We start from the raw sequence: 20,088 nt of genomic DNA, 5'->3' as shown, positions 1-20,088 counted from the left end.
TAATCCCTAATTCCCAATCTCCAATCCCCACTCCCTACTCCCCACTCCCTTGCTGGAGGCGTTTTTGCCATTCAGCATCAATTTGGGCAGAACGCTCGACTTCCTGTTCTAGTAAGTCAGTTTCGGTGGAATATACTAAGTCTTCTCGCCCAATGACTTTTTCGCTGGCAAACTGACGGGCGTAGTCAATTTTTTGCTGTAAAGCTGCGTCTGGACTTGCCAATAGCCTAGCTCGCAAAAGGCGATCGCGGTTGCGTGCCACAATTTTGCGATTGCGCCACTTAATCCAGAAATACCGCACCAATGGTATGCCTAAAAAACCGATTCCGTAAGCCAATAGCAGCCAATAAATCCCTTGTACAAAAGCTACTAGACCACCTAATTGGGCGGCAACTGTGCCATCTCTTAACAAACTTCCCAAAACCAATGCACCAACAAAATTGAGTATACCTAACCCAGCACTTAAAGTGATTTGCCCAGAACTAGCTGCACTAAAACGCCAAGGCAATTCTTCTAAATACACTGGGACTGACTCCCGACGCTGTTTAGCTGCACGTACTTGCAATTCTGGGAAGTAATAGACAATCTCTCCTTGAGAACTTACCGTTGGTTGCCCGTTGAATCGGATGAGAACGGGCAACATATAATCTTCATATTCTTGTTGATATACCTCACCGAGATTATCTAAATATGGGGCGATTTGTTCTGCTACTACTGCGCCACGATGACTACGAATTACGGTTGCAATTTCTTGCCAACGGCGTTCTTCTAAGTTGGCGTTAGGATTACCATCGCCAAATAAAAACGAAAATATAGCCTCAAAAAAATTCAGATTGCTTTGTTGATGCCTTTCAAGCCGCCGTTGTTGGTAGTGAGTATCGTAATTTGGGCTAAAGTACCAGAATAAATCAGGGAAAAAGAAGAACCCACCACCGAAATTGCTACCGCGATCGTTACTATCCCGGTCTGAGTTGGCAGCAGTGACGATGATAATGATGGTAATAGTAATTAGGAAGATAGAAGCAACTAAAACAATTCCAAAGGAAATGCGAATGAGGTAAAACAAAATCCCCCAAACCTTTTTCCACCATTCCTGCAATCGTAATTGCAAGTATTTGTTACGTAAAATTTCTCGAAAATTTCGCGGAAATTGGTAAACAATATCACCAGTTTCTGCTACTTGTAAATGTCCGCCAGCATCAGAAGCTAAAGCTAGTAATCCTTGTCCAGCTTCCGCAACATTTAATCCTGCCTGGGTTGCCACATCACCAATGGTAACGCGGTAGCCCAGTTGTTCCACAGCTTGCATAATGGTGGGATTAGGAGCCATAGCTCTCCCCTTTTGTTGAAATTCACTTTCTCTCTTAAGTATAAAGTTTTATTATTGAGTCCCTTATTCTCAGATTTGTCTAGTTTGCGATCGCCCAGCCTACTTTGATTTTAAGCTTGACACTTGCCAATATCTAGAAACAGCATTGGCAGCTTGCCAGAGAAGATTAGATTAGTTGAATTAAAAAGCTGCTATTTGCCACTCTCTTCATGTTAAGATAATCTACCTTGGCTTGGTTAACCAGCAACTTTTCTGTCCTAAATATGGCTCAGTATACTCTCGCTCAAAGCCCAGAAATTATCCTCACTGTTCCTGGCAAAGATTCAGCTAAAGCCCGTGAAAAAGCGATGGATCAGTTGGTGGAACTGATGGATGCAGGTAAGCTATCCACGGAATTAGAAGAAGGATTTGGCCCTCAACAATTAATTGAAGTGAAAGAACCAACTACTGATTCTACTAGCGGTGAGGACGCTATTACACAAGCTGTCCAGGTTCTAAACAACCTAGCTACACTCAAGCTAAAAGTTCAGGAATCTCGCACTGAAGCATTAGAAATTCGCAAGGCTGTTGATGTTCTATTTTCAGATAACTCAGTCACTGAAGAGGAAATTACACGCCTCAAGGAAGGTTTTAAAGTTCTCAAAAATTTTGCTCAAGCTAATGTGCGTTACCAAGAAGCGCGGGCAAGGGCAGAACAGGCTAGACAAGTTTTAGACGAGGCTTTGAAATCGCCCGATAAGTAAGTTTTTGTTGCTATGTAAATAATACAAAAGTCAAAAGAAAAACTTTTGACTTTTGATTGTCTTAATTATCCAGTCTAAGGTCTTCTAGTTCTTCTTAAAGCAGAAGTAGCTGAGGAATTACTTTCATTTACCACTTCTACACTGACCCTCTCAGCACTACTGCTCTGTTTGTAATATTGCTGATAGTAGTTGTGAGAAACAGGTGTAGCATCTTTGGATTTGTTGGCTATCATCCCTAAGAAAGGAGTCCCTGATATTTTAATTTCTTCTAAGACTTGCTGTAGGGCAGTGCGTTTTAGCTTACCTAAACCAGCCACTAGCACAATACCATTAGTATTATTAGCTAGGAGGTAGGCATCTGCAAATCCTAATAGAGGTGGGGTGTCATAAATAACTAAGTCGAAACTTGCTTGGAGGTCGTTCATCAAATCTTGCATTTTATGAGATGCAAGCAACCTAACCGAGTCTGGAGGAATGGGCCCAGCAGTCATGACAAATAAATTTTCCTCTATGGGCGATCGCTCGATGACGTTGTGCCAGTCTAAATCTTGGGAAATTACATCCGTCAATCCTTGAATATTCATCAGTCCTACTCGATTGTGTAGGCTAGGACAACGTAGATTAGCATCTACCAGTAATACTCTTTGACCCATTGCGGCGGCGGCCTGTGCTAGCTGTATTGCAATGGTAGATTTACCATCTCCTTGTCCTGCTGAACTAATCACCAAAGAACGAATAGCAGTATCTGAACCTAAAAGCAGAATATTGGTGTATAGAGAGCGAAAAACTTCAAAAAAGGAAGCACGAAGTGGTTGTTGTACCCCTCTTGAGACATTTGCTCCTGCTCCTTCAAGTTCTTTTCTTAAAGGAACTGTCCCTAGTAGTGGTAGTCTAGTAGTCTCTTTGAGTTCTTGAGCAGAGTAGAAGATATCGCTGAGTTTATCCACAACTAAAGCTGCTCCTACACCCAACAATAAACCTAAAATACCTCCTAGGGCTAAGTTTCTCTTAGCACTGTCTGAGACGGTAGCAGGTTCATTCACTTCAGTGAGTTTCGGATCGAGTAACGACCAAGGTTGTTGCTTTTGAGATTTCTCAATTTCTAATGCTTGTTGTTTAGCTGTAAATTGCGTCAGTCCATTGTTGGCAATTTGTAATTCACGTTGAATGTTATCGTGATTCCGGCTAATAGTTGCTAATTCTCTAACACTATTGTTGAGATTTTTTATTTTATCTTCAAGAGCGCGATCGCGCGCTATCAAAGAGCGGATGCGACTTTGAAAATCTCTTTGAACTCGCATTTCTTCTTGTGCAAGTAAGGGAAGTAAATAAGCTTTCCTTTGCCTTAATGTCTCCATTGCTGGATTGTCATCCGTAAACACGGCTGACTTTTGCTTGATTTCAATGTCCGCTGTTTGAATTTGATCCAGTATCCTTTGATATCTGGCATTTTCGCTTAACACGCTGTTTCCAGCCCTTTCACCTGGCTGTTGCACTAATTCCCTTCGCAAATCTTCATATCTAGCTACTAATTCTTCTATTTCCACCCGATTATTTATTTGCTCTTGCCGAAAACTAGCAATTTGACCAGATAATTCATTAGCTTTCTGTGCTGGATCGATTAAGCTATTTTCCCATCTCAAGTTTCGCAATTGGTTTTGCCAGTATTTAACTCGCTCATCCAATGGCTTTCTTTGTTCAATAACAAATTTAATCGCCTGATCTATGTCTGATTGACGATCTTGCAAGCTATACTTCAGATAAGCATCAGCAAGTAAAGTGGAAACATCGATAACTTTCTGTTGGTCATCATCGGTATATTGAACTTGTAAAATCTGTCCGTTCTTGACAGCAGGTTGAATAACTAAGCTATCAACTAGTGATTGATAAGTCAGGTCTGGGTATTTAGGTTGCAGCTTTTCAATAATCGGATCGAGAACTCGATGACTTTGTAAAACTTGAATTGTTGTGTTGTTTAATTTTCCGGCTGCATCTTCATCACCTAGGGCTTGAGGAACATCTTGTATAACTTTGCTCTCACCCGTTACTGGTCTAGTTAAAATCTCGAATGTCCCCAGATATACTGGAGGATCGGTTTCTGCCTTCAACACCGCCGCCGTTGCTAAAAAGCCTGTTATACCAAGAATTAACAGGATTCGGCGACGCAGAACTGCTCCTATTTGACCCAGATTTAATCCACCCTCATCACTGTCATTTAATTGAGCAGCATTAGCTTGTGACAACGGGTGAGTATATTTCTCTGACTTTTGCATAGTATTTGTAAATTAGACTACCAAAACTTTCTACACAAGTGAATCCTTTGACTTTGATATTGGCGTAGGTAGTTGGACTTTTCGTAAATTACCTTGGCTTGCTAGTGTACTCAAACAAACTAATAAATTAATTGATTAATTATATAGTCCAAATACCCTCAATATTGTGGGTGCTGTAAAAAACTAGGCTAATGTACCCATCTTTTTGACTACAGTCTTTAAAATACAGGCTAAGTTTGTGTAGTGCAATATAACTACAGTAACATTGCGTAGGATAAATTTGTGAGTTCGTCTAGTCTTGAATCAAAGCTATGGGAATTGTTACAAGCTCCCAGGAGGTAAGGAGTGCTTGACTTTTAGAAGTTGAGTTGCAAATTTAAAGTCTACTTAACAAAGAATTATGCCGAGATTGCTTGCAACTATGGATAAAGCGTTCAAATTTAGGAACTCTCTATTCTCTGTTCTTGTTCGGCATTGCTGTTTGAATCAGCCAAGATGAAAGCTTAGTCACAAAATAATTCTCTAACTTGCTGCTTGGAAGAATATGCCTCGATCGGAATTGCTCATCTCACCTGAACTCTTGCAGTAGTGGATAAACAGCAATTAGGCTATGGAGAACTGTCAAACTCAATAACCCGATTATAAATAAGAAATATTTTTTGATAATTACTGGGGCGCTAGGATTCGAACCTAGGGATGGCGGGACCAAAACCCGCTGCCTTACCACTTGGCTACGCCCCAAAGTCATGCCTTCATTAATATAGCAGCCTATCTGGGGATAATGTCAAGTACTTGAAGAGGAGATTCAGGAAAACCCCATAATGATACATTCAGCCAATAGATGTTGAATTACCGTTTTTGGAAAGAAAATGACCCCACGTACTGTAAGCAAGTACTGACTAAAGAGTACCGATAAACAGCACAACCTCATATTTGTTTGCACTCAGTTAGTGAATGCTTAATAACAGCATTGGTGCAATTTTACTTTACAAAAATTTGACATATTTGTGTTTTTTTGATGAATCTGTCTTTAAAAAAGAATACATGTATGTAAAATAACAATTGAATACAGTGAGTAAATTTCCTAGTTTATCCAAAATATTGGATACAAGACTATGTAAATGAATGCTACTGAATCGCTTGGTTTATATGATTAACACTTTTTATCAAAAATTTTTGAGTATCTTAATCAGAAAAAATTATGACAGAACTATAAAGTGTAGCTTTTATATAAAAAATATCGTGCTACAGAGGTAAATTTTGTCTGAGATCGTAACTGGGTCGATACCTTAGCTTTTGATAATTCGTTAGCAAGTTATGATAAAGCTCGTGTATAAAATCACTTTTCTATTTACCAAATGTAAATATGGCAAGCATTGTAGACAATGCGTGACTTATGCCAAATCTTAGATAGGTAATCAGTGGGAAATTGAAAAAATGAAATTTACAGAATTAGAAACTTACATCTCAGACTCTTCAGTAGTAGTAGCAGATAAAGAGCAAATCTTCTCAGATATTGGTGGCGAAGCGGTCATTCTGCATCTCAAGACTGGGATTTATCATGGATTAAATGAAATAGGAGCAAGGATTTGGACTTTAATCCAAGAACCAAAAGCTGTTAAAGATATTAAGTATATTCTTTTAGAAGAGTATGAAGTAGAAGCGGAACGTTGCGATCGCGACCTGATAGCCTTACTGAATAACCTGCTAGCTGCTGGACTAATTGAGGTCAAAAATGAGACGATTGCGTAATTTCCTGTGCTTGAGAGCAGGCGATCGCTATTTTTTAATCGAGACCTTAATTTTATTGGCAGGAATCAGATTAGGGCTGTGGTTACTACGGTTTAGCACCTTACTAAAACTATTAAATAGAATTAGCCAGCAAGGGCAGACTTACCGTCGAGTCTCCATAAGCAAAATTGTTTGGGCTGTCAATGCAGCAACCCGCTATGTACCTGGGGCAAAGTGTTTGGCGCGTGCTTTGGCTACTCAAGTACTGATGAATCGCTACGGCTATTCTCCCGAACTCCGCATCGGTGTTACAAAAGGAGAAACAGGAAAACTGGAAGCTCATGCTTGGATTGAGTACCAAGGATGGGTTGTGATTGGCAATCTTCAAGACCTTTCGCGCTATATGCCACTGCCATCCTTGGAGGGAGTGAAATTATGAGTGGCATTATGGGTGTTCAAAATCTCAACAGTCAGCCTGTGAGTTATCAATATTTAGAAAAAATGGTTGATATACTTGCACATCGAGGCCCCGATGGTGCAGATATCTGGGTTGAGGAGTCTGTTGGTTTTGGACATCGAATGCTATGGACAACTCCTGAATCGTTAATAGAGAAACTACCTCTAGTGAATCAAGCAGGGAATCTTGTAATTACAGCAGATGCTCGGATTGATAATCGAGAGGAACTGATACCCTTATTGAAACTGCCAGAACGCCCAATTGAAAAGATTACAGATAGCGAGTTTATATTAGCTGCTTATGAAAAGTGGGGCGAATCTTGCCCAGAACATCTTTTAGGTGACTTTGCCTTTGCTATTTGGGATAAACGCCAGCAATCTCTTTTTTGTGCAAGAGATCATTTTGGAGTCAAGCCTTTTTATTACTATTACCTACCAAATCAAGTCTTTGTATTCGCTTCAGAGATTAAGGCGCTGTTATGTTTACCACAAGTACCGCGCCGACTAAACGAGGTAAGAATTGCTGATTACTTGGCATTGATGATGGAAGACAAAGCCATCACTACATATCAAGATATCCTGCGGCTTCCTCCCGCTCACAGTATGGTTGTTAACCAGTCAGGGTTAAATATCTGGTCGTATTGGACGCTGGAGCAGCGGGAATTACAGTTAGAATCGAACGAAGCCTATGCAGCGGAATTTCGGAAAATATTTACAGAAGCAGTACGCTGTCGCTTGCGTAGTGCCTTTGCGATCGCAGCTCACTTAAGCGGTGGATTAGACTCTTCTGCTATTACTTGTGTAGCCCGGAATTTACTTACTCAAGAAGGAAAAACTCAGCTACATACCATTTCAAGTATTTTTGACAAAATTCCTGAATGTGACGAGCGTGCGTATATCAATGCGGTACTCGAACAGGGAGGATTAATTCCCCACTATGTTCGTGGCGATGGGATTGGCCCGCTATCTAACTTGAATAGTATTTTCCAGTATGAAGATGAAGCTTTGTTGGGGCCGAGTCATTTTTATCCTTGGACGATCAATGATGCTGCAAAAAAATTGGGACTGCGAATTACTTTAGATGGTTTTGATGGAGACACCACCGTTAGCCACGGTACGACTAGACTCAGCGAACTCGCTCGCCAAGGAAAGTGGAACACTTTTGCCCAAGAAGTAAAAGCTTTATCGCCACATCATAATGTTTCACACACCGCTGTGTTGCGAAATTATGGTTTGCCACAACTGCGGGATTTAGCCAAACAGTTCCGCTGGATAGCATTTGCTCAAGCAGTGCAGAAAATCCACCAATATTTTGGTATTTCCCGCAAACTACTGATTATCCATCATGGAATCAAACCCTTTATACAGCAAATATTGCAACGTTGGCATAAACAAGAAAAATCTCAGAAATCCTTGATTTCGCAAATTCCCTTAGTTAAGCGTCAATTTGCCGAACAAATTCATTTAGAAGAGCGGATTCAGACACTAGATAACTCCACCCAATCGCCGCTCACCCTTCGGGAAGAACATTGGCGTAGTCTCACACAAGGAATACTGGTTTACACCTTAGAGCAGATGGATCAATATGCAGCGATGTTTTCCTTAGAAGCTCGTCATCCATTTATGGACAAGCGACTAATTGAATTTTGTCTAGCGTTACCTTCTGAGCAGAAGTTATGCCAAGGATGGGGTCGGATGGTAATGCGTCGTGCCTTAGACGGCATTTTACCAGAAACAATTCAATGGCGAGGGGGAAAAACAAATTTAACACCGAATTTTCTGCATGGTCTAGTGCATCGCGATCGCCAGATTCTAGATGAAGTGATGTGCAATAAATTAGAAAGTATCGAAAAGTATATAAATGTAGATTTCTTACGAACAGCTTATCAGCGGTTGATATCAGCCGATGACAAAGCTAGCAATGATGACAGTACGGTAGTTTGGCAGGCTGTTACTTTAGCTTTGTGGCTTGACCACAAGCAAGTGATGCTGTAAGTCCAATTCTTGGCAGGTTGTGACTTTATTTGCACGCTGTAAGTCCAAGTATTAAGGGTTATTACCCTAAATTACAAATCAAACTCAAAACGAGGAGATGCAATCATGAAAAAACAGTACAGCACACCCACTTTAACAACTCACGGCAACGTTGCGGAGATTACCCAACTGCTAGGCAAATCCGATAAGGACGATTTCTTGTTCTTTCCCGGCAGTTCCTCTCCCGCAAGCAACCCCGCTACTAACAGCCCAATCACTGGTGATGGTTCCGTAGACCTCCACCAATAAAGGCTATCCATCAAATAGGAAAATTGCAGGAGAAATAGTTCTACTACTTCTCCCTGCAAACTTCGGATGGGATTTGTAAAAACTATTTAGATAGATTGCCGCAGGGATTTGACCAAAAATTATGGCGCATCCCCGTGGCATTTCATCTGAATAAATGTATTTTTTGTGAAATTTGAGTTTTAAATATTGATTTTAATTGCCAGAATCCTAAGTACAGAAAAGTCGTGATGTTACTGAATCATAGCCATTATTAATGGACTAGTTAATTCACTACGATTTTATGAAATGCTGTACTAATAAACTGTTCTTGAGAAGATAGTAATAGTTCGCATATAACCAAATATGAAAGTTTATCAAGCCTACAATTTATACATTGCTTCTGAACTACTTTTGCCCGAACTGATTGAGAGCGAGGGCAATCCAGATGTAATTGTACGGTTTGGTAAAGTCGGCGATGTCACTGGGGCGGAATTCGATCGCGGTAGCAATTTCTTGGGAGATTTACCAGGAGTTGGTAAATTTGTCATATCCAAAGGAAATGAGGTGATTGTTGATACTCTGCCTGGGGTGGAAGAAGCTTTACTCCGCACCCTAGTTTTAGGGCCTATATTGTGCGTATTACTGCGGCAACGAGGACTACTGGTTCTTCATGCTAGTTGTGTTGATATCAACAACAAAGCAGTAGCATTTATGGGTGGTTCTGGATGGGGTAAATCAACTTTAGCAGCGGCATTCCACACTCAGGGTTATGATACTTTAACAGATGATGTCATGCCTGTGGAAATCACCGCAGGTCGTCTAACAGTTTTTCCTGCCTACCCTCAATTTAAGCTTTGGCCGGAAGCATTAGCTTCTCTAGGACACAATACCGACAGTTTATCTCCGGTTACTCAAAATTCATTTAAGCTAGCCTATAAATTTCCTCGTCGAGGTTTCCAACAAAATCCCCTACCGTTACACCGGATTTATGTACTTTCCAAGGGCACTAATCACGAAATTACCAGTTTGCAACCCCAAGATGCCTTCGTAGAACTGGTGCGTCACACCCGTGCCATGATGGCAGTGACAGAACCAGAATTTGTTGCTTCTCATCTGCGTCTTTGTACTGAGCTTGTAAAAAACGTTAGCTTCCGTCGCTTCACTCGCAAACCTGCTCTAGCAGACTTACCCGAACTAGTGAAGCTTGTTGAGCATGACTTGGCAGACAGCGCCGATACTCTGACTGCTACAGCGAAGTGCTGAGTGCTGAGTGCTGAGTGCTGAGTGCTGAGTGCTAAGTATAAACCCAGTTGCTTTTGAGTTTTGAGCAATCAACACTGTCCTGACCAGGATAACTACGGCTATATTTTTAGTTCTTTGTAATTGCTTCGAGAATTTATAGGGTTTTGATATCTTGATTAGCAAACTTCGCAGCGCCAACATCATATTTTCCCATTTGCTTAGAACTCTCAGCTTGGTGTGGAGTGCATCTAGGTATTGGACATTAGTCTGGATGGTTTTGCTGTTTGTCCAAGGATTGCTTCCCGCAGCTTCTATTTCTCTCACTCCCTGGGCGGTGAATGCTTTGGTGCATGTCACTGGTTCTGGTATCTCTACGGCCAGTATCCAGAAAATTCTTTTACCAGTAGGTTTAATAGCGGGCATTATGCTCGTGGGGGAGTTGTTGAGTAGTGCGGCTGAATGGATTCGCACAGCTCAATCAGAATTGGTAGGCGACTATATCACTAATTTGATTCAAAAACAGTCGGTTGCTGTAGATTATGGATTTTATGAATACTCTGAGTATAACGACAAATTAAATAGAGCTAGGGAAGGAGCAAGTGGGCGATCGCTTGCTTTACTAGAAAGTACTGGCGGTCTATTGCAGAACGGCGTTACTTTGTTGGCGATGGCTGCGGTTTTGCTTCCTTATGGTTTATGGCTACCCACCATTCTTGTTATCAGCGCCTTTCCGGCATTTTATGTGCTGATTTACTTAAACAAAGTTCAGTATCAATGGTCGCAAAGAACCACAACCGATCGCAGATGGCTGATGTACTACGACTATCTACTGACAAACAGTGCTATGGCAGCAGAAATCAGGTTGTTTGACTCTGCCAATCACTTCCGGTCATCTTACAGAAATCTGCGTCGCCGACTCAGACACGAACAGCTAAAACTCCTGCGAGATCAAACTATAGGTCGCTTCGTTGCGGCGATAATTGCGTTAACTATCTCTGGTATCGCCTTAGTTTGGATGGGGCGACAAGTATTATTAGGGATTTTAACTTTAGGAGATTTAGCCCTCTTTTTTCAAGCATTTCGTCAAGGGCAAGGAATTGTTAAAGATATTTTAGGTAATCTGGGACAAATTTATCGCAATAGCTTGTTTATCGGTAATTTGTTTGATTTTTTAAAGATTCAGCCCAAAATTGTCGATCCGCCTAACCCTGTACCAGTGCCTTTAAAACCCAAACAAGCAATTTGTTTTCGGCAGGTTACATTTAGCTACCCTAGTAATGAAGAAGCTGTATTAGAGAATTTTAATCTCACAATTCCATCTGGTAAAATTGTGGCGATCGTTGGCGATAACGGTGCTGGAAAAAGCACGCTAATTAAGCTTTTGTGCCGCTTTTATGACCCTGATTCCGGAAGTATTGAACTCGATGGGGTAGATTTACGTGACTTTTCTGTAAAAGAACTCCGCCGATTAATTACCGTTTTGTTTCAATCTCCAACCTCGTACTATACAACGGCTGGTCAAAATATTGCTTTGGGTGATGTGTCAGCAGCATCAAATCAGGCAGAAATTGAAGCAGCAGCTCAAGCATCAGGTATCCATGAGAAGATTTTACGCTTGCCTTTAGGATATAACACGATGTTAGGCAAGTTGTTTCCAGATGGAACTGATTTGAGTGGCGGACAATGGCAGCGCCTAGCCCTAGCACGGGCATTTTTTCGACGCGCCCAAATTATTATTTTGGATGAACCAACTAGTGCTATGGACCCTTGGGCTGAAAATGATTGGCTGGAGAGATTCCGTAGTTTAGCAAGCGATCGCACTGCAATTGTAATTACTCATCGCTTTACCTTAGCGATGCAGGCAGACATTATTCACGTGATGCGTGCTGGCCAGATTGTAGAATCTGGTAGCCATAACGAATTGTTGAATTTAAACGGTCTTTACGCACAGTCTTGGCGAGATCAAATGGAAGCTGGTTCGTCAACCAAAATTGAAAATAGCCTAATTTAGTAATTTACTCAATCAAGTAATTATTTTTTCTAAATCAACTCACTTAATTAAAAATATGCGATCGTTTGTACAAAATCATCAAACAAGTAAGTATTATCTATGAATAAAGTATTATTAGAAAAAACAATAGAGCAGCAAAATACAAATATTCGTCCGGAAATTAAGTTATTACTTTGTTGTACGCGCACTTTTATAGATGAGAAAAATAGTGAGAAAATCAAAATACTCCTAAAAGAAGATATTGATTGGAAATATCTACTAGAAATTGCCTATTGGCATCGAGTATTACCACTACTATTTTTGACTCTCAACAATACTTATTCGCAATTTGTGCCAAAAGATATACTAGCTTATTTGCAGCGCTATTATTTTGCTAATGCTCAACGCAGCCTTTTCAAGTCAAGTAAACTGGTCAAAATTCTCAATATTTTTGCAGAGAATGCAATTCCTGTAATTCCCTTTAAAGGGCCTGTGTTGGCTGCTGCAATTTACGGAGATATAGCGCGTCGAACTTTCGGCGATTTGGATCTTTTAGTTCACAAAAAAGATTTTATCAAGACCAAAGAAGTTTTGATGGCTCAAGGATTTGAACCATATGCTGATAGTAGTGAAAAAGAAGCAGTTTATCTGAAATCTCTCACAGTTCAAGAACAGAATGCATATCTGCGTTCTCATTGGGAACTACATTTAAATAATCCTAAAGAGCAGATTACTTTAGACGTTCACCAAGGCATTTTATCAAAGCAATTTTCATTTACCTATAATACAGACTGGATCTGGGAAGATACAAAAATTATTTCTTTTGCAGACAAACAAATACTCAGCTTTTCCCCAGAGAATTTGATTATAGTTCTCTGTTCGCAAGGTGGTAAAGATTGTTGGCGATCGCTGAATCGGATTTGCGATCTAGCCGAAGCAATTCGTGCCCATCCAGAGGTAAATTGGGAAAAGCTTTGGCAGCGTACTACCAAGCTACGGATGAGACGAATGCTGTTACTTGGACTTTCACTAGCTCATGAGCTTTTGGATGCAGAGCTTCCTGAAAATATCCTAAAAGAAATAGCAGTTGATTTAGTAGTTAAATCCCTTTGTTCTCAGATTATTATACTATTTTATTGTCCAAAAGCAGACTCTTTTTCGAGTAACCAGTTGAAAATAGCATTATTTCATCTAAAGTTAATAGAACATACTTTAGACAGGATTTATTATTGCTATGAACATATAATTATCCCCACAATTGCAGACCGTAGTTTTGTAAGTTTGCCTAGTTTCTTATCATTTTTCTACTATTTAATTCGACCTATTCGCTTAATGATAACTCATATAATTAATTAGAAAAGTAATACAAATACTTAATTAAAATAATTTAAGATACATATACTATATAAAAAAATCATATTTTTAACTCAAGTAAACTAAAATTTGTTGCCTAATTTAAACTTAGCTTTATCAATTACTTCTTGATAAATTTTAATTAGCTGGTTGTAATTAGCTTCTGACGTATATTTTAATTCATAAGTAGAACGAGCATTTTTACCAATAGTGCCCATTACTTCTGAGTGTTTTATTGCCCAGTTGATTTTAGCAGCTAAATCCTGAGGATTTCTAGCTTCAAAGTGCAAACCATTTACTCCATCTTCTACTATCTCTGCCATACTCCCTAATTTAGGAGCTAATACAGGAAGACTACAAGCAAAAGCTTCTACGATAGTTAAAGGAAAGGCTTCATACCAAATGGAAGGTATTACTAAAAACTTTGCATTATGCATTAGTTGAAAAACTGTTGATTGATCCTGAAATCCTAAAAATTCAATCAAATTGCTAAATCCTGCGTTTTGAACTTTTGCTTGTAGTCCCAGACGTAACGGGCCGTCACCAACAATTTTTAGTGGTATAGATAAGTTGTTCTGAACATAAGCATCAATCAGAAGTGAAACTCCCTTTTCTTCTGAAAGTCTTCCAACAAAAAGTATGTAGTTATTATACTGGCTATCTTTATGCACGCAGTCAGTATGGAAAACAAAATTTGGTTTGATATAAATTTTTTCTGGCGGTAGTCGGGCTTGAACCATTTTTTGTTTTTGAAAATGGGTAAAAACAATATAAGCATTTACTCGCTTTTGCCAAGTACCTTGTAGTCGATGCCAAGTACTCATTGTTGCCACAACTGAACTTTGAAGATGAGAGTTGCGGTAGCAAGCATGAACAACACTTGACCAAGGTATTAGTTTGCCAATGCAATCTTCACAAGTATTACCATCTCGAAATGGCATTGCTTTAGGACAAGCAAGCCGATAGTTGTGAAGAGTTTGAACAACAGGTACTCCCGCACTATAACAAGCGTCGTACACAGCAGGAGAAAGGAGCGGAAAAAAGTTATGCACATGTACTATTTCTGGGCAGAATCGTCTTATTTCTGCTTCGACCCGGTTTTTAGCTGCAAAAGAATAAATAGCTCCTCCTGCTGCTACAAATGTATCCCAAACGCTGACTATACTATGGTTATTTTCTTCCAACAAAATCACTTCATGACCATTCGCCTCTAATAACCTTTTTTCTGCCTGAACTACCCTATCTTCGCCACCAGCAAATCGGTAGCGATTATGTAAAATTAACAGCTTCATGCTTGTTTCTCTAAGCTGGATTTTGATAAATAATTGATAAATTAGGTTAGAAGGGTAGAAACTGGTAAAATTCAGGTTTGTTAGCTCAGGTATTTATTGCTGATTACAAACTTCTTTATATAGTTCTGATAAGAAAAAACCTTTAATCTCCCAACTAAAAAATTTTTTTACCCGTTGTTGACCAGCATGACCCATACACAATCTTAACTCTGGGTCTGAGACCAAACACCTCATTGCTTGGGCAATATCTTGTACAGCTTGCTCAGGTGTATGTGCTGGGATTTTAAAGCCAGTTTCTGATGTCACCTGAACGGCTGGACCACCTAAATCCAAACAAATCACTGGTCGCCCTAAAGCCATTGCTTCCAAACATACAAATCCCCCTGATTCGTGCAAGCTAGGATGAACTAAAATATGGCAGTGTCCTATCTTACTCCAGGTCTGGTTACGAGACAAACTACCGCAAAATTTCACTTGTTCGCTAATACCTAGTTCTTGAGTGAGAATTCGTAGTTGTTGTTCTTCAGGTCCTTCGCCGACAATCCAATACTCACAATCAGAAAGATTTGCTTTGGCAAATGCAGCTAATCCCAAATGAAAACCTTTCCAGTGCAGAAGTCGACCGACACTGATGAACCGGATTGGAGAATTAATCGGCATTGTGTAATCTATTTTAATCAATTCCTCCTGAGAAATACCCAACTGAGAACGTACTCGAACATTTTTTGCACCGATGTGATGCAACCTTTTAGCCGTATCTTCAGTTGTAGCCCAAGCTAGGCTGCTACGTCGCGCGGTCAGACGTACAAATGGGTCTTGTTCTCCTAGCCAGCGAGCCAGATTTCTCAACAATTCGTAGATTCTGCTACGAAGGCTGAAATCTTTGTAAAAAGCTTTGGGAGTTGATTCTCCACCTCCTACAGGACCCCAGATAAAGGGAATTGGTAATAGTGAAACAAAACTGGGTGACGAATACCTGACATAAGTCACATGATGTACTATGTCAAAGTTAATTTCTTGGTAGAGTAAGCAACTGACAAAATAAGCTTTAATTTGCCAGATGTAGTAGTGAAACTGAACCCACCTCTGTGTCTGTTTTCCTTTCAGGCTCCAATCTATTACCCAGCCAAAGGGATCGAGGTAAACGAAGTTTAGGTTAGGCAAGGGGTTGCTTGCTAGTTCCGCTTCAATACCTAGGCGGTGGCAGTGTGAGGTCAAGACCCAGACTTGGTGATATTTGCTGACTTCCCGAACGACATTCCAGCCGACCCCTGGCTCAGAACCTTGACCTGGTTCGCAGGCATACGCAGAAATAATAATTTTCATAAAAATCTCGTCAGTATCGAGATTTGTGTTTTATTATACAGATTGATGTGTAACGTATTTATGTTTCATTTACGATGGTAAAAGTGTATAAATACTTGCAGATATTGCTGTTCAATAATTTTAAAATTATTGTAAATTTATCACCCACATGTAAAAAGTATTTAAGACTTCGGCAATACAAACAATTTTCCTTTTTGTTGATCCATATTAACTACTGATTGTAAATAAAGACTTGCTATAAAAGTTTATCTTCCATACATCTTTAAATTTTCTTGCCTATTTTCCTGCCATATCAGACCTACTATCATAGCTATGAAGAGCATGTAACCAGGTTCTTCCAACTGAGTAAAAACAAAACCAACTATTAATACATTAAGCAATAAAAACTTAGAAAAACTATCTTTGCAAAGTCTACTCCAGACTAAAGAGGCAAGATAAAGATATGTTCCTAAGCCAACAAATCCTAAATCTCCCCAGATTCCAGCCCAGCCCCAAAAAGGAGAAAAAATAGTGCTTATGGAACCTACTTGGCCTCCAAAGGCAAGAGAGCCAAATTCATCCCAAACAGCTTGACCAACAGGACTAATTGTAACTCCCAGTGGCTTGAGTAAATCTTCATACTTACTAAGCATCCCTCCTCCTAAGCGTCCAACGGTATGACCAGGACCTAGACCAAACCACAGATTTAAAGGTGAATGATAATATGAAGGGATAATACGCAATGCAGCAAATTTAATTTGCATAGTACGCTCGTTCGGGTCGTACCAATAGGGATCGACGTAAGTTTTGTAAGCTCGAAAGATTTCTAAATTTTGGATGCACCAAAAAAGGACGGCTATAACAACAACTACACTTATTACATACAAAAATAATTTGCGAATATTCTTAAATGTAACCAGTGACAAAATAGCCCAAGCTATTATGAATACTACTAGTGGTTGCTTTGAGTCACTCATCAACACCTGCCAAAATGAGGCAAGAGGCACAATGATTCGCAGCCAAAAAGGAGCCTTATTTACCTTTTGAAAAATATACACGCTAAAAATTAGGGAAACACCAGCTGATAAACTATTACCACCTCCAGAGATAAAGAAAACTCCTTGGACGAGATCTGCACCGCCAAGGTTGGTATGTAAATAATTATAAAAGTATGGTACTATAATATAGTTTTGTAAATAAGCCAGAAAGAGATTAATAAAGCAAAAACGCATTATCCAAGTTTGTAATTTTGCCAAACTTTTTGGGGAAAAAGGAATACTAATTATAGCTGCCAGTAACAGAAAAGGTTCTCCAAGAAGCAAGAAATCCAATACTACATTAATTAATCCTGCTTTATTTAAAAGGGCACTAATTAACATCACCCCTAAAAAGAGAAGTAGACCAGATAAAATAGCCCAAGTACTTGCTATTTGATACCTGTCTTTGGCTCTGCTACTAGCTAGTACGATTCCAACAGTTACAGGGACAATGGCAAAGTGTAGAAAATTGATTAATCCGGGTAAACCCGCAGTCTCAATAAGACGAGAAAAAAAAGTGCTAGCAAGTGCGATTAATATTAAACTTGTGTTTTGGATATATCCTTCTGGTTTTGTACGACGTGCTATTTCTGCATTCATACTTCTCCCTGTGGTTTTAATTGCTTGAGTCAGATTGTTGAAAGCTTACAATTACAAACCTTCCTGTAAATTTCCATTATTCTTCGGTAGTTTTCTTTAGAAGTGTACTTATCATCAAACTCAGCCCTTGCTTGATGACGCATCTGGGCAAGCGAAGTTGGATTTGCTAAAGCCCATTCCACCTTGGCAGCTAAATCTTCTGAATTACTAGGTGAAAAATGTAAGCCTGTTCGACCAGAGTCTACCAATTCTGCGATCGCCCCAATATTAGCAGCAATTACGGGAGTACCTTTAGCAAAAGCTTCAACTGCCACGCGACCAAAAGTTTCATACCATTTGGAGGGGAAGATTAAAAATATTGCTTCTCCCATCAGGTGATGTACTTCTGACATCGGTCTGCGTCCCAGCCACTCTACTTCAGGTAGTCTTTTGACTGATTCCATAACCTGAGAACTTAGAGGACCATCCCCAACAATTTTTAGAGGTACTTTGCTGTCTAGATGTTCCCAAGCAGCAAGTAAAGTGTCTAATCCCTTTTCTGTAGAAAGTCTTCCTACAAAAAGAGCATAGCCACCCGAACCCTTCCCTACACCTGGGTCGGGATTCACAAAGTTAGGTTTGACTACGATTTTTTCGGCTGGCAGACCGCCTGCGATAAATTTCTGCCGCGCAAACTCAGTTAGAGCAATATATACATCTACCATCTCTATCCAAGTACGCATAGCGCGGTGTACAGTTAGCATGGTTGCTACGGCTCCAGTTGCCGATCGGTTTTCGCGGTAGCAACCATGCAAAACTCCAGGATAGGGAATGAATTTACCCATACAATCTTCACAGACTTCCCCATCGCGGAAAAATAAGCCATTAGGACATAGGAGGCGGTAATTTCGCAAGGTTTGAACTACAGGCACGCCTACAGACTTTGCGGCATAGTAAACAGAGGGTGAAATTAAAGGAAAAAAATTCTGTATATGGACTATGTCGTAATTTGAACTACTGAGTTTTTGTTTAACTATGTTGTAAGACTCTGTTGACCAGACAGTTCTGAGTGCCATCGGTACGGCTCCTAGTTCTGCTACCCGGTCATTATGCTCTTGGTATACGTCAACTTCATGACCCATTTCTCGTAACAGTCTTTCTTCTGACTCACGAGATTCGTCCTCGCCACCACGGATTTGATAGTTGTTATGTATACTTAGGATACGCATTGCTTTATCGCGCCTTTAAGCTAAAACTTTACCACTGCATTTGCGATCGCCAACTATTTCTTCATAGAGCTGCGCTAAAGATTTCGCTTTTATATCCCAGTTAAAAAATTGGGCAACCCGTTTTTCTCCTGCACGACCCATGCTTAGTCGTAATTCTGAGTCTTGAGCCAAACAAGCTATGGCTTCAGCTAACTCATCCACAGCTTGCTCAGGTGTATGTGCTGGGATTTTAAAGCCAGTTTCTGATGTCACCTGAACGGCTGGACCACCTAAATCCAAACAAATCACTGGTCGCCCTAAAGCCATTGCTTCCAAACATACAAATCCCCCTGATTCGTGCAAGCTAGGATGAACTAAAATATGGCAGTGTCCTATCTTACTCCAGGTCTGGTTACGAGACAAACTACCGCAAAATTTCACTTGTTCGCTAATACCTAGTTCTTGAGTGAGAATTCGTAGTTGTTGTTCTTCAGGTCCTTCGCCGACAATCCAATACTCACAATCAGAAAGATTTGCTTTGGCAAATGCAGCTAATCCCAAATGAAAACCTTTCCAGTGCAGAAGTCGACCGACACTGATGAACCGGATTGGAGAATTAATCGGCATTGTGTAATCTATTTTAATCAATTCCTCCTGAGAAATACCCAACTGAGAACGTACTCGAACATTTTTTGCACCGATGTGATGCAACCTTTTAGCCGTATCTTCAGTTGTAGCCCAAGCTAGGCTGCTACGTCGCGCGGTCAGACGTACAAATGGGTCTTGTTCTCCTAGCCAGCGAGCCAGATTTCTCAACAATTCGTAGATTCTGCTACGAAGGCTGAAATCTTTGTAAAAAGCTTTGGGAGTTGATTCTCCACCTCCTACAGGACCCCAGATAAAGGGAATTGGTAATAGTGAAACAAAACTGGGTGACGAATACCTGACATAAGTCACATGATGTGCTATGTCAAAACCGATCTCACTATGTAGCTTACGAGCAATTAAATAAGCTTTGATCTGCCACAGATAGTAGTGAAGATGTACTCCCCCAAGACCATGTTTCCACCACCGATATCCAGAGAAGTCAAGGTACACAAAATTAAGCCCTTGAGTTTGATAATGACTCAGTTCAGCTTCAATAAACGAGCGATTATCCTCGCGAGTAAGCACCCATATTTTATGGTATTTACCTAATTCTCGAACTGTATTCCAACCCACTCCAGGCTCAGAACCCATATTTGGTCTACAAGCATAGGCAGACACTAAAATCTTTAAATTCTTCAT

The 20,088-nt window shown here is 40.1% G+C and carries 15 protein-coding genes and 1 tRNA gene; 8 read left to right on the top strand and 8 right to left on the bottom strand.

The annotated features are described in order from the left end of the window. Positions 1–34: 34 nt before the first annotated feature. On the bottom strand, positions 35–1,330 hold the full coding sequence (locus I8752_RS00575; protein ID WP_214430372.1) for a hypothetical protein: 1,296 nt from the start codon (positions 1,328–1,330) through the stop codon (positions 35–37). A gap of 263 nt (positions 1,331–1,593) precedes the next feature. On the opposite strand from I8752_RS00575, the gene I8752_RS00570 reads away from it, so the two are divergent. Beyond that, on the top strand, positions 1,594–2,073 hold the full coding sequence (locus I8752_RS00570) for a hypothetical protein (RefSeq protein WP_214430371.1): 480 nt from the start codon (positions 1,594–1,596) through the stop codon (positions 2,071–2,073). A 74-nt stretch (positions 2,074–2,147) separates the two neighbouring features. Here I8752_RS00570 and I8752_RS00565 read toward each other — a convergent pair whose 3' ends face one another. Further along, a complete protein-coding gene (locus I8752_RS00565; RefSeq protein ID WP_214430370.1) occupies positions 2,148–4,346 on the bottom strand; it encodes a GumC family protein in 2,199 nt (732 codons plus the stop codon). A gap of 669 nt (positions 4,347–5,015) precedes the next feature. Beyond that, positions 5,016–5,087 (bottom strand) — tRNA-Gln (locus I8752_RS00560). A 696-nt stretch (positions 5,088–5,783) separates the two neighbouring features. Here I8752_RS00560 and I8752_RS00555 point away from each other — a divergent pair. The 7 genes from I8752_RS00555 (at position 5,784) to I8752_RS00525 (ending at position 13,383) form a co-directional block, all read left to right on the top strand. Next, on the top strand, positions 5,784–6,098 hold the full coding sequence (locus I8752_RS00555) for a PqqD family peptide modification chaperone (RefSeq protein ID WP_214430369.1): 315 nt from the start codon (positions 5,784–5,786) through the stop codon (positions 6,096–6,098). Further along, positions 6,082–6,516, top strand: coding sequence for a lasso peptide biosynthesis B2 protein (locus tag I8752_RS00550; protein WP_214430368.1), 435 nt, complete (start codon positions 6,082–6,084; stop codon positions 6,514–6,516). The genes I8752_RS00555 and I8752_RS00550 overlap by 17 nt, the downstream gene beginning before the upstream one ends. Continuing rightward, positions 6,513–8,528, top strand: coding sequence for a lasso peptide isopeptide bond-forming cyclase (locus I8752_RS00545; protein ID WP_214430367.1), 2,016 nt, complete (start codon positions 6,513–6,515; stop codon positions 8,526–8,528). The genes I8752_RS00550 and I8752_RS00545 overlap by 4 nt, the downstream gene beginning before the upstream one ends. A 105-nt stretch (positions 8,529–8,633) precedes the next feature. Further along, positions 8,634–8,816, top strand: a complete 183-nt coding sequence (locus I8752_RS00540; RefSeq protein WP_214430366.1) for a lasso peptide — start codon at positions 8,634–8,636, stop codon at positions 8,814–8,816. A 342-nt stretch (positions 8,817–9,158) separates the two neighbouring features. Beyond that, a complete protein-coding gene (locus I8752_RS00535) occupies positions 9,159–10,058 on the top strand; it encodes a hypothetical protein (protein WP_214430365.1) in 900 nt (299 codons plus the stop codon). A 151-nt stretch (positions 10,059–10,209) separates the two neighbouring features. After that, complete coding sequence (locus tag I8752_RS00530; protein ID WP_214430364.1) at positions 10,210–12,048, top strand: ABC transporter ATP-binding protein; 1,839 nt, start codon at positions 10,210–10,212, stop codon at positions 12,046–12,048. A 99-nt stretch (positions 12,049–12,147) separates the two neighbouring features. After that, positions 12,148–13,383 (top strand): nucleotidyltransferase domain-containing protein, encoded by a 1,236-nt coding sequence (locus I8752_RS00525; protein ID WP_214430363.1) that lies wholly within the window; start codon positions 12,148–12,150, stop codon positions 13,381–13,383. 80 nt (positions 13,384–13,463) lie between these two features. Here the strand turns inward: I8752_RS00525 and I8752_RS00520 are convergent, their stop codons facing one another. The 5 genes from I8752_RS00520 to I8752_RS00500 all read right to left on the bottom strand — a co-directional run bounded on the left by I8752_RS00520 (position 13,464) and on the right by I8752_RS00500 (position 20,088). Beyond that, a complete protein-coding gene (locus tag I8752_RS00520; RefSeq protein WP_214430362.1) occupies positions 13,464–14,672 on the bottom strand; it encodes a glycosyltransferase family 4 protein in 1,209 nt (402 codons plus the stop codon). A 93-nt stretch (positions 14,673–14,765) separates the two neighbouring features. Beyond that, on the bottom strand, positions 14,766–15,998 hold the full coding sequence (locus I8752_RS00515; RefSeq protein ID WP_214430361.1) for a glycosyltransferase family 4 protein: 1,233 nt from the start codon (positions 15,996–15,998) through the stop codon (positions 14,766–14,768). Positions 15,999–16,243: 245 nt separating this feature from the next. Next, positions 16,244–17,614 carry a hypothetical protein gene (locus tag I8752_RS00510; RefSeq protein WP_214430360.1) on the bottom strand — a complete coding sequence of 457 codons (1,371 nt, stop codon included), beginning with the start codon at positions 17,612–17,614 and terminating at the stop codon, positions 16,244–16,246. A 29-nt stretch (positions 17,615–17,643) separates the two neighbouring features. Beyond that, positions 17,644–18,822: a glycosyltransferase family 4 protein gene (locus I8752_RS00505; RefSeq protein ID WP_214430359.1), complete on the bottom strand. Its 1,179-nt coding sequence runs from the start codon at positions 18,820–18,822 to the stop codon at positions 17,644–17,646. Between the two features lie 15 nt (positions 18,823–18,837). Then, positions 18,838–20,088 (bottom strand): glycosyltransferase family 4 protein, encoded by a 1,251-nt coding sequence (locus I8752_RS00500; protein ID WP_214430358.1) that lies wholly within the window; start codon positions 20,086–20,088, stop codon positions 18,838–18,840.

The sequence above is a fragment of the Dendronalium phyllosphericum CENA369 genome (genome assembly GCF_016056275.1).
Lineage (GTDB): Bacteria > Cyanobacteriota > Cyanobacteriia > Cyanobacteriales > Nostocaceae > Dendronalium > Dendronalium phyllosphericum.
This window is presented reverse-complemented; position numbering and strand designations above follow the sequence as displayed.